The 11,134-nt window shown below is 61.7% G+C and carries 8 protein-coding genes; all 8 read right to left on the bottom strand.

All coding sequences use genetic code 11. The annotated features are described in order from the left end of the window. Window positions 1–390 precede the first annotated feature (390 nt). Window positions 391–2,997: a Fe/S-dependent 2-methylisocitrate dehydratase AcnD gene (acnD, locus tag ACURWW_RS03970; RefSeq protein ID WP_445615728.1), complete on the bottom strand. Its 2,607-nt coding sequence runs from the start codon at window positions 2,995–2,997 to the stop codon at window positions 391–393. Between the two features lie 379 nt (window positions 2,998–3,376). Then, window positions 3,377–4,501, bottom strand: a complete 1,125-nt coding sequence (gene prpC, locus ACURWW_RS03965; RefSeq protein ID WP_445615727.1) for a bifunctional 2-methylcitrate synthase/citrate synthase — start codon at window positions 4,499–4,501, stop codon at window positions 3,377–3,379. 80 nt (window positions 4,502–4,581) lie between these two features. Continuing rightward, window positions 4,582–5,466 carry a methylisocitrate lyase gene (prpB, locus tag ACURWW_RS03960; protein WP_445615726.1) on the bottom strand — a complete coding sequence of 295 codons (885 nt, stop codon included), beginning with the start codon at window positions 5,464–5,466 and terminating at the stop codon, window positions 4,582–4,584. Between the two features lie 54 nt (window positions 5,467–5,520). Further along, window positions 5,521–6,411, bottom strand: a complete 891-nt coding sequence (gene mmsB / locus ACURWW_RS03955; RefSeq protein WP_445615725.1) for a 3-hydroxyisobutyrate dehydrogenase — start codon at window positions 6,409–6,411, stop codon at window positions 5,521–5,523. A gap of 67 nt (window positions 6,412–6,478) precedes the next feature. After that, window positions 6,479–7,588 carry an enoyl-CoA hydratase/isomerase family protein gene (locus ACURWW_RS03950; protein ID WP_445615724.1) on the bottom strand — a complete coding sequence of 370 codons (1,110 nt, stop codon included), beginning with the start codon at window positions 7,586–7,588 and terminating at the stop codon, window positions 6,479–6,481. Beyond that, entirely contained in the window at window positions 7,588–8,367 is a 780-nt protein-coding gene (locus ACURWW_RS03945; RefSeq protein WP_445615723.1) for an enoyl-CoA hydratase, read from the bottom strand. The genes ACURWW_RS03950 and ACURWW_RS03945 overlap by 1 nt, the downstream gene beginning before the upstream one ends. Continuing rightward, window positions 8,364–9,530, bottom strand: a complete 1,167-nt coding sequence (locus ACURWW_RS03940) for an acyl-CoA dehydrogenase family protein (protein ID WP_445615722.1) — start codon at window positions 9,528–9,530, stop codon at window positions 8,364–8,366. Before ACURWW_RS03940 ends, ACURWW_RS03945 begins: the two co-directional genes overlap by 4 nt. A 74-nt stretch (window positions 9,531–9,604) precedes the next feature. Beyond that, window positions 9,605–11,095 (bottom strand): CoA-acylating methylmalonate-semialdehyde dehydrogenase, encoded by a 1,491-nt coding sequence (locus tag ACURWW_RS03935; RefSeq protein WP_445615721.1) that lies wholly within the window; start codon window positions 11,093–11,095, stop codon window positions 9,605–9,607. Window positions 11,096–11,134 lie beyond the last annotated feature (39 nt).

The raw sequence follows: 11,134 nt of genomic DNA, 5'->3' as shown, positions 1-11,134 counted from the left end.
GGTCGAACTTACCTGCCCCTCATTCGCGCCCCGGTAGCTAGCCAGAGTCGCAGGACAGATACAAGGTTGGGTTAGGCGCAGCCGTAACCCAACATTTTCGGCGGCCATGACGTGAACCAAAGGATATGGCCCAACCATTCGGGAGTTTCCTCACGCGGGCGTTTGATCCTGATGATCAACGCGGAGTGTTGGGTTACGGCTGCCTAACCCAACCTACCTATGTCACCTGCCGTTGTGTTTCCTTTCCGCGGCACCGCAGGTAAAGGCAGTGATCCGGTGTTCACTCCTGTGACCTTCGCCGGCAGGACCCCGGCGCAGAGCTTACATGGACGTACTTGCAGCGTGTCACAGGAGTGAACACCGGAGCGCTGCCCTGGCACAAACTCGCCATTAGGCCGTTTCCGCCTCCAAGAAGTCTTTGGCAAAACGCTGCAGGACACCGCCGGCTTCGTAGATCGATACTTCTTCGGCGGTATCCAGTCGGCAGGTGACCGGCACTTCAACGGTCTCGCCATTTTTACGATGAATCAGCAAGGTCAGTGTGGCGCGGGGTTTGAAGGCGCCGACCACGTCGTAGGTTTCGGTGCCGTCGATGGCCAGGGTTTTGCGGGTGGTGCCCGGCTGGAATTCCAGGGGCAGTACGCCCATGCCGATCAGGTTGGTGCGGTGGATGCGCTCGAAGCCTTCGGCCACGATGGCTTCCACCCCCGCCAGGCGCACGCCCTTGGCGGCCCAGTCCCGGGAGGAGCCCTGGCCGTAGTCGGCGCCGGCGATGATGATCAGCGGCTGCTTGCGCTCCATGTAGGTTTCGATGGCTTCCCACATGCGGGTCACCTGGCCCTCCGGTTCGATGCGGGCCAGGGAGCCTTGTTTTACCTCGCCGTTGTCATGGCGCACCATTTCGTTGAACAGTTTGGGGTTGGCGAAGGTGGCGCGCTGGGCGGTGAGGTGGTCGCCCCGGTGGGTGGCGTAGGAGTTGAAGTCCTCCTCCGGCAGGCCCATTTTCGCCAGGTATTCGCCGGCGGCGCTGCTGGCCAGGATGGCGTTGGACGGCGAGAGGTGGTCGGTGGTGATGTTGTCCCCCAGCACGGCGAGTGGACGCATGCCCTTGAGGGTGCGCTCGCCGGCGAGGGCGCCTTCCCAGTACGGCGGGCGGCGGATGTAGGTGCTTTGGGGGCGCCAGTCGTACAGGGCGTTGCCCTGCTCGCCGCTGTCCTTGATTTCGAACATGGGGATGTACACGTCGCGGAACTGCTCGGGTTTGACGGCCTGTTTCACGATGGCATCGATCTCTTCGTCGCTGGGCCAGATGTCTTTCAGGGTGACCGGGGTTCCATCCTGGTCGTAGCCGAGCGGATCTTTTTCGATGTCGAAGCGGATGGTGCCGGCGATGGCGTAGGCCACGACCAGGGGCGGCGAGGCCAGGAAGGCCTGTTTCGCGTAGGGGTGGATGCGCCCATCGAAGTTGCGGTTGCCCGACAGCACGGCGGTGGCGTAGAGGTCGCGATCGATGATTTCCTGCTGGATTGTCGGGTCCAGTGCGCCGCTCATGCCGTTACAGGTGGTGCAGGCAAAGGCCACGACCCCAAAGCCGAGTTGTTCCAGGTCCGGCAGCAGCTGGGCTTCTTCCAGGTACAGTTTGACGGTCTTGGAGCCGGGAGCGAGGGAGGTTTTGACCCAGGGCTTGCGGGTCAGCCCGCGCTGGTTGGCGTTGCGTGCGATGAGGCCCGCGGCAATCATGTTGCGCGGGTTGCTGGTGTTGGTGCAGCTGGTGATGGCGGCGATGATGACGGCCCCGTCGGGCATTTGCCCTTCGGTTTTTTCCCAGGCCCCGGCGATGCCGCGGCTGGCCAGTTCGGCTGCGGGCAGCAGGGCGTGGGGGTTGGACGGGCCGGCCAGGTTGCGGCCTACGCTGGAAAGATCGAAGGTCAGGACGCGTTCGTACTCGGCCGTCTTGAGGCTGTCACCCCACAGGCCGGTTTCCCGGGCGAACTGCTCCACGAGTTTGACCTGTTCGTCGTCGCGGCCGGTAAGTGTCAGATAGTCGATGGTCTGGCGGTCGATGTAGAACATGGCCGCGGTGGCGCCATATTCCGGTGTCATGTTGGAGATGGTGGCCCGGTCGCCCACGGTGAGGGCTTCGGCCCCTTCGCCGAAAAATTCCAGGTAGGCGCCCACCACGCGTTCGCGGCGCAAAAACTCGGTGAGGGCCAGCACCAGGTCGGTGCCGGTGATGCCGGGGCGTAGTCGTCCGGTCAGTTCGACGCCGACGATGTCGGGCAGGCGCATGTAGGAGGCGCGCCCAAGCATGACGCTTTCCGCTTCCAGGCCGCCGACGCCCACGGAGATGACGCCCAGGGCGTCGACCATGGGGGTGTGGCTGTCGGTGCCGACGCAGGTGTCGGGGAAGGCCACTCGCTGTCCATTCTCGTCCGGGCGCACTTGCACCACGGGGGACATTTTCTCCAGGTTGATCTGGTGCATGATGCCGTTGCCGGGGGGAATCACGTCGACGTTTTCGAAGGCGGTTTTGGTCCAGTTGATGAAGTGGAAGCGGTCGTCGTTGCGGCGGTCTTCAATGGCGCGGTTTTTTTCGAAGGCGTCTTTTTCGAAGCCGGGGTGTTCCACGGCGAGGGAGTGGTCAACAATCAGTTGGGTGGGGACCACTGGATTGACCTTGGCGGGGTCGCCGCCTTTGTCGGCGATGGCGTCGCGCAGGCCCGCGAGATCCACGAGGGCGGTCTGGCCGAGGATGTCGTGGCACACGACGCGCGCCGGGAACCAGGGAAAATCCAGTTCGCGCTTGCGTTCGATGATTTGCTTCAGGGCGTCGGTCAGCAGTTCGGGCTCGCAACGACGCACCAGGTTTTCCGCCAGGATGCGCGAGGTGTAAGGGAGTTTGTCGTAGGCGCCGGGCTGAATGTCGTCGACGGCCTGGCGGGTGTCGAAGTAGTCCAGATCGGTGCCGGGCAGGGGTTTGCGGTAGAGGGTGTTCATTCGGTCACTCGTTTTGTCTGAAGGTGCGCGTTGTGTCTGGACGGCCGTTGGTGCGGCGAGATGGTGCCAGGCAGGAATCCGGCATGGGCGCCTGTGACACGCCGTGAACCCATCCCTGGGGGCTCTTCGCCAGCATCCCTGCTGGCGAAGGTCACAGGCGCCCACGCCGGATTACTGCCCCGTGGCTCCGTGCCGGCGGCTGGCAAAGATCTCCTCGAAGTTTTCGACGTTCTCATACCCGGGCAAGCGGGGTTCATGGTGTTGGGTTACGCTGCGCTAACCCAACCTACGGACTGCAATTCGGTGTTTGTGCCTGGGTGTTCCAGGCGCGAATACCGGGCGCCGCCTGTCACGAAGCGCCAGCCGCATTCGCCAAACTTCAGCGCTCTTCGATGGGTTTGACTTTGCGCAGGTCTTCGCCGGTGTATTCCGCGGAGGGGCGGATGATGCGGTTGTCCGCGCGCTGTTCCATCACGTGGGCCGCCCAGCCGGTGACTCGCGAGCAGACGAAGATCGGCGTGAACAGCGGGGTCGGGATGTTCATGGCGTTGTAGGCCGGGGCGTGGAAGAAGTCGGCATTGCAGAACAGTTTTTTCTCTCTCCACATGACCGCTTCGCAGCGCTCGGCGATGCGGTAGAGTTTGTCGTCGCCGATGTCGTCGGCGAGTTTTTTCGCCCACTCCTTGATGACGGCGTTGCGCGGGTCGGACTCGCGATAGATCGCGTGGCCGAAGCCCATGATTTTTTCCTTGCGCTCGAGCATGCCCAGCAGTTCCTGCTCCGCGTGATCGGGGTCGTTGAACTGCTCGATCATGGCCATGGCCGCTTCGTTGGCGCCGCCGTGCAGCGGGCCGCGCAGGGAGCCGATGGCGCCGGTGACGCAGGAGTGCATGTCGGAAAGGGTCGAGGCACAGACGCGCGCGGTGAAGGTGGAGGCGTTGAATTCGTGTTCGGCGTACAGGATCAGGGAGGCGTTCATGACCTGTTCGTGCAGCTTGGATGGCTTGTTGCCGTGCAGCAGATGCAGGAAGTGCGCGCCGATGGTGGCGTCGTCGGTTTCGGTGTCGATGCGGGTGCCGTCGCTTACGAAACGGTGCCAGTAGGTGATCATGCCCGGCAGGGTGGCCAGCAGGCGGTCGGCCACGTCCTGCTGCTGGCTGAAGTCCGCTTCGGTTTCCAGGTTGCCCAGCACGGAGCAGCCGGTGCGCAGCACGTCCATGGGATGGGAGTCCGCGGGAATGCGTTCGAGCACTTCTTTGAGCGCTTGCGGCAGACCGCGGCGTTCGCGCAGGCGGTTCTGGTAGGCGGTCAGTTGCTCGCGGTTGGGCAGCTCGCCGTGGAAAATCAGGTAGGCCACTTCTTCGAAGATGCAGTTGGCCGCAAGGTCTTTTACATCGTAGCCGCGATAAGTGAGGCCACTGCCTTCCACGCCCACGGTGCACAGTGCGGTTTTTCCGGCGACCTGGCCGCGCAGGCCGGCTCCGCCGAGTTTTTTGTCTACCATGTGGTTTCTCCCCTTGGTGAGGTCGCCCGGTGAAGATCTCGCTTCACGGCTTTGGTTTCACTGTTATATTCGAACGGCTGTTATTGACCTTTAGAAAACAGTTCGTCGAGTTTCTGTTCGTAGTCGTGATACCCGAGATACTCGTACAGTTCCTGGCGGGTTTGCATGCTGTCCACCACCGCTTGCTGGTGTCCGTCCTTGAGGATGTGCTGGTACACGTTTTCCGCCGCCTTGTTCATGGCCCGGAAGGCGCTGAGCGGGTACAGGGCAATGGCCACGCCCCAGCTCTTCAGTTCCTCCAGAGTGTACAGCGGCGTCTGGCCGAACTCGGTCATGTTGGCGAGGATGGGAACGTTCAGCGCGCTGCTGAAGGCCTGATAGTCCTCGCCGGTTTTCAGGGCTTCGGCAAAGATGCCGTCCGCGCCCGCTTCGATGTAGGCCTGGCAACGTTCGATGGCCGCATCCAGGCCCTCCTGTGCAAAGGCGTCGGTGCGGGCCATGATAAAGAAGTCGTCATCCCGGCGGGCATCCACGGCGGCTTTGACTCGGTCCACCATTTCCTCGGTGGAGACGATGGCTTTGTTGGGCCGGTGGCCACAACGCTTCTGGGTGACCTGGTCTTCGATGTGCACCGCGGCCGCACCGGCTTTCTCCATGTCCTTGATGGTGCGGGCGATGTTGAAGGCGCCGCCCCAGCCGGTGTCGATGTCCACCAGCAGCGGCAGCCCACTGGCGCTGGTGATCCGGTCCACGTCGATCAGTACGTCATTCAGAGAGGTAATGGCCAGGTCCGGCAGACCGTAGGAGGCGTTGGCGACCCCGGCGCCGGAAAGATAAATGGCCTGGTGGCCGATCTGCTCGGCCATCATGGCGGTGTAGGCGTTAATGGTGCCCACCACTTGCAGGGGCTGGTTTGCGGCGAGGGCCTGGCGAAATTTTTTGCCGGAACTTGCTTGAACACTCATGTTTTTGCCTTCTTGAGTCAACGGTTCACAGTGTTGGCGTTAATTGCGGTGCAATCAGTCCTGATCCCGAAACATGCGCTGGATGCTGGAAAAATCCAATGAGCCATTTCCTTGTTTGGCGTGCAAGGTAAACAGGTTGCGTGCGAGAGATCCCATGGGAATAGCCGCTTGATTCTTAACAGCGTTGTCGAAAGCCAAACCCAGGTCCTTGTTCATCAGATCCACCAGAAAACCGCCCTGGTACTCGCGCGAGGCCGGCGCATTTTCCATGACGCCGGGCCAGGGATTATACACGTTCAACGCCCAGTTCCCGCCCGAACTCTGCTTCATGATCTCGGACAGAACCGACGGGTCGAGTCCATTTTTAACGCCAAGGGCGAGCGCTTCACAGGTTCCTGCCATGAGGATGGACAGAAGCATGTTGTTGCAGATCTTGGCGACCTGCCCGGCGCCGTGATCGCCGGCGTGGAAAATGTTTTTACCCATGTCCTGAAGCACGGGCCGGGCGCGCTCGAACACAGCCGCGTCGCCCCCGCAGATAAAGGTGAGCGTTCCCGCTTGGGCACCGCCCACGCCCCCGGACACAGGCGCATCCATGAATGGCAGATTCCTCGCAGTGGCCGCCTCGGCAACCTTGCGAGAGGTTTCCGGCGCAATGGTCGAGGAATCGATCAGGAGCGTGTCGCTCGGAGCCGCGGCGATAATGCCGTTGTCTCCGAGGTAGACGTTTTCCACATGCTGACCCGCTGGCAACATGGTAATGACGCATTCGGCCGGGGCCAGGATGTCGGCGAGTGTATCCGCAGTCCTGGCTCCCTCTTCAACGAGTGCGGCAACGGCCGGTTTGGACAGATCAAATACGGAAAGCTCATGCCCGGCTTTCAGCAGGTTCTGAGCCATGGGTCCGCCCATGTTGCCCAATCCGATGAACGCGATCTTGGCCATTGTTTTCTCCTTTTTCGGAAAGAAAGCAACTGGTGGCCACTGACCGGCCACTCAGAGGCATCAGGTCTTATTCGGGTTTTTCCAGGTCGCGCAGGGGATGCTCGGCCGGCGGCCAGGGCGGCGTAAAAAACCGCGCAACCCAGGCGGGGTCCACCTGGGCAATGTCCGGGTAACGCCAGCGCGGCTTTTTGTCCTTGTCCACCAGGAGCGCACGAACGCCTTCGGCGAATTCCCCCTGGCGCAACGCGGTGCGCGCCATGACCAGTTCCATGCGGAACACATCGGCAAGGCCGGCGTGCCGCGCTTCGTTCAACTGGCGCATAAACAGGGCCGCAGAAGCCGGTGAACCATGGGCCAGATTTCTGGCTGCTTTTCCGAGCCAGGGATTGTCGCCACTGTAGTTTGCGATGTTCCCGATCAGTTGTTCGGGGTCATCCGCATCGGTGAGGTTCTGAATCTGATCGAATTGCTCGCGGACGACCGACTGGGGAGCGGCGTCGGCAGACAGCGCGGCCTGTTCCCGCAGCACATGGTTGATGGTGGCCGCGGGCGAGTTCCAGTTCGCATCCAGTAGCGCGGCAAAGGTTGCATCTTTGCGGTCTTGCTGAATCAGGCGATCGGCGAGGCCGAGAAAAATCGCGTCCGCGCCATTCAGTGCGGCGCCTGTCAGGCCCAGGAACAGGCCGCATCGTCCCGGCATGTGATTGAGGAACCAACTGCCGCCCACGTCCGGGAACAGTCCAATGCCGATCTCGGGCATGGCGATGTGGGAATTTTCCGTGACAACGCGAAAACCGGCCCCGGCCATGAGGCCCAGGCCGCCGCCCATGACGATGCCATTGCCCCACACGATAATGGGTTTGGGGTAGGTGTGAATGCTGTAGTCGAGCCGGTATTCCTCGGTGAAGAAGGCGTCCCCGTCAGCAGGCTGCCCTTCTACCATGGCGCGATAGAGAGCCAGGATGTCGCCGCCGGCACAAAAGGCTTTGTCGCCGGTGCCTTCAAGCCACACGGCCACGACGCTCGGGTCCCGGGCCCAGGCATCGAGCTTGGGTTGCAGCAGGCGGATCATATCCAGGGAAAGAGCGTTCAGGGAGCGCGGCGCATTGAGCCGCGCGCTCATGATTCGGCCCCCGTCGCGGGTAGCGTGTTCGCTGAATACAACAACAGATTCCATCAGCGGTTCTTCCATTCCGGGCTGCGTTTTTCCAGAAAGGCGCTCACGCCTTCTTTCTGGTCCTCGGTGTCGAACAAAGTCACAAAGTACTCCCGCTCCATGCGCCAGCCGTCGAACTGGGAACGGCTTTCACGGGCGCTCATCACCAACTTCTTGCACAAACTGATGGAACTGGGGCTTTGCTTGCAGGCTTTTTCCGCCAAGGCGATTGCGGCCGCAAGGGACTCGCCCTTGGCGACCACCTCTTCAACCAACCCGATCTCCCGCGCTTTTTCGGCGCTCATCCGCTCTCCGCAGAGGATCATGCGTTTCGCCCAACCTTCGCCCACCAGCCAGGGCAGGTTCTGGGTGCCGCCCGCGCAGGGCAGCAGGCCCACGCTCGCTTCCGGCAGGGCCATTTGCGCCTGCTCCTCCGCAATGCGCAGGTCACAGGCAAGAGCGCATTCCAACCCCCCGCCCATGGCGTAGCCGTTTATGGCAGCGACAGAAACGCCTCGGAATTCGGTAAGCGCACGGAACGCATCACCGAATGCAATAGCCATTTCCGCGGCGCGCCCTTTGTCACCATCGGCAAATGTTTTCAGATCCGCGCCGGCGGAAAAGAACTTCTCCCCCTGACCGGTAACCACCAGCGCAAAGATATTTCGGTCGTCGTTCAGGGTCGCAACGGTTGCAGCCAGCTCCTGCAAAGACGCAACGGTCCAGGTGTTCGCCGGTGGATTATTGATGGTGAGCACCGCCACATGGCCGCGCTTTTCCAGTTGAATCATCTCGCTCATTGAAGTCCCTCCACAACGGTGTCGGTGAGCAGGCGGCGGGCGATGATCAGCCGCATGATCTCGTTGGTGCCTTCCAGAATCTGATGAACGCGCAGGTCCCGCACGTAACGTTCCAAGGGGTACTCGCGGATGTAGCCGTAGCCGCCGTGCAGTTGCAGCGCCTCGTTGGCCACATCAAAACAGGCGTCGGTGGCGAAGCGCTTGGCCATGGCGCAGTACATAGTGGCCTCCGGGTCCCCATTGTCCAGCTTGAATGCCCCAAGGCGGACCATCTGTCGCGCCGCCACGAGGCGGGTGGCCATGTCGGCAAGTTTGAACTGCAGGGCCTGGAAAGCGGCCAGCGGTTGGCCGAACTGTTGTCGTTCGTGCAGATAGTCGCGGGCACGCAACAAGGCCGCCTGTGCGCCACCGAGTGAGCAACTGGCAATGTTCAGCCGTCCACCGTCGAGCCCCTTCATGGCAAACTTGAAGCCTTCGCCCTCTTCACCGAGACGATTGCGCACCGGCACGCGCACGTTTTCGAATGTGACCTGCCGGGTGGGTTGGCTGTGCCAGCCCATTTTTTCTTCCGCCTTGCCGTAGTGGATACCCTCGGAATCCGCGGGGACGATCAGCGCGGAGACTCCCCGGGGGCCGCTGTCCGGACTGCCGGTACGGGCCATGACAACCAGAATTTGCGTGCTGCCCGCGCCGGAAATGAAAACCTTCGAGCCATTCAGCACGTAGTCATCTCCGTCCGGTTCCGCGCGGGTGCGCAGGCTGCCCGCGTCCGAGCCGGCGCCCGGTTCGGTCAGGCAGTAGGAGCCGAGCCATTCCCCGGTCGCCATGCGCGGCGCAATTTCCGCGGCCACGTCTTCGCGGGCAAAGTTGGCCACCATCCAGGTGGCCATGTTGTGAATGGTGATGAATGCAGCGGTGGACGGACAGGCGGCCGCCAGTTCCTCCACAATGATGGAGGTATCGAGGCGGGACAGCGCCATACCCCCGAATTTTTCCGGTGTGTAGATGCTGCAAAATCCCATTTCGCCCGCGGCCCGCAGCACATCCACCGGAAAGATGTGTTCCGCATCCCATTGAGCCGCATGGGGCGCCATGGATTTTTGAGCAAAACTCCGGGCCGCATCCCGGAAGGCCATCTGATCTTCATCAAGATCGAAGTTCATCGGGTTTCCTCACTCAAGCTGCTTCGCACTGCGGCGCCTGTGTACCTAATATGTACCTGAAGCGCCGCCGTAACTTACTTCATCTCGATGGAGAAGTTGGGGCCGGCCACCGGCTCGTCGTGGAACCAGCGCGAAGTAATGGTTTTGGTTTCCGTATAGAAGCGTACGGCCTGCTTGCCATAGGCATGCTGATCCCCGTAGAAGGAACCCTTCCACCCGGTAAAGGAGAAGAACGGCAGCGGCACCGGGATCGGAATATTGATGCCAACCTGACCCACTTCGATGTTGTGCTGGAAGCGGCGGGCTGCTCCCCCGGAGTTGGTATATAGCGACGTGCCGTTACCGTAGGGATTGTTGTTGATCAGGGTGATGGCCTCTTCAAGGGTTCCCACTTCCGTACAGGTCAGTACCGGCCCGAAGATTTCCTCCTTGTAGATGTCCATCTCGGGAGTGACGCCGGAGAATAGCGTCGGCCCTACCCAGTTACCGTTGGGCAGACCGTCCACGCTGCAGTTGCGCCCATCCAGTTCCAGTGTCGCGCCCTGCTCGACACCCCGCTCGATCAATTGCTCGATGCGTGCCTTGGCTTTGGGGCTGATCACGGGACCGTAGCCGGCCTCCTTGTCGTTCCAGGCGCCGGGGCGGACCTTGGCCATAGCCTCTTTCAGTTCCGGTATCCATTCTTTCGCCGCGCCCACAAACACGGCAACGGAAATGGCCATGCACCGCTGACCCGCCGCGCCGACGGATGCGCCTACCAGAGCATTGATCACCTGGTCCTTGTCCGCGTCCGGCAGAACCACCATGTGGTTCTTCGCTCCCGCGAAGCTTTGCACCCGCTTCATGTTCCGTGTGCCGGTCTCATAAATGTAGCGACCCACCGGAACCGAACCCACGAAGGAAATGGCCTTGATAGTCGGGTGGTTGAGCAGAGTGTCCACCTGCTCCTTGCCGCCGTGAACCACCTGCAGCACGCCTTCGGGCGCGCCGGCTTCCACGAACAATTCTGCGAGCCGGGTGGGCGTCAGAGGATCCTGCTCGGAAGGCTTGAGCACAAAGGTGTTGCCGCAGGCGATGGCCATGGGGAACATCCACAGGGGAATCATGGCGGGGAAGTTAAAGGGCGTGATCCCGGCGCAGACCCCCAGGGGCTGAATGTAGGAGTAGGTGTCGATGCCGCGGCCCACATTCTCTACGGTCTCGCCCATCATCAGAGAGGCCACATTGGCCGCATGCTCGACAACTTCGATACCGCGCCACACGTCGCCTTTGGCATCCTCGAAGGTCTTGCCCGTCTCGCTGGAGAGGATCTCGCCCAGCTCGTTGTGATGGGCTTTCAGCAGAGCCTGATAGTTGAGCATCACGCGTGCCCGCTCAGAGACTGGCACCTCCTTCCAGGTCTTGAAAGCAGCCGCCGCGTGAGCAATGGCCTGCTCCAATTCCTCCGCCGTAGTAGAGGGCGCCTGGGCGATGACTTCGTTGGTGGCCGGGTTAGTGACGTCGATCCAGTCCCCGGTGCTGCTCTGTTTGAACTCACCACCAATAAACAGGGGTACGCGATTCATGAGCCTGACCTCGCTGATGTGTGTTATTTGTTGGGCAAC

The organism is Gilvimarinus sp. F26214L (genome assembly GCF_054401055.1).
This window is presented reverse-complemented; position numbering and strand designations above follow the sequence as displayed.

Bases quoted from the DNA above. Each gene is read 5' to 3' on its own strand.
- ACURWW_RS03950 (WP_445615724.1), bottom strand. From the start codon at position 7,588: ATGGAATCTGTTGTTGTATTCAGCGAACACGCTACCCGCGACGGGGGC.
- mmsB (WP_445615725.1), bottom strand. From the start codon at position 6,411: ATGGCCAAGATCGCGTTCATCGGATTGGGCAACATGGGCGGACCCATG.
- prpC (WP_445615727.1), bottom strand. From the start codon at position 4,501: ATGGTAGACAAAAAACTCGGCGGAGCCGGCCTGCGCGGCCAGGTCGCC.
- ACURWW_RS03945 (WP_445615723.1), bottom strand. From the start codon at position 8,367: ATGAGCGAGATGATTCAACTGGAAAAGCGCGGCCATGTGGCGGTGCTC.
- ACURWW_RS03940 (WP_445615722.1), bottom strand. From the start codon at position 9,530: ATGAACTTCGATCTTGATGAAGATCAGATGGCCTTCCGGGATGCGGCC.
- ACURWW_RS03935 (WP_445615721.1), bottom strand. From the start codon at position 11,095: ATGAATCGCGTACCCCTGTTTATTGGTGGTGAGTTCAAACAGAGCAGC.
- acnD (WP_445615728.1), bottom strand. From the start codon at position 2,997: ATGAACACCCTCTACCGCAAACCCCTGCCCGGCACCGATCTGGACTAC.
- prpB (WP_445615726.1), bottom strand. From the start codon at position 5,466: ATGAGTGTTCAAGCAAGTTCCGGCAAAAAATTTCGCCAGGCCCTCGCC.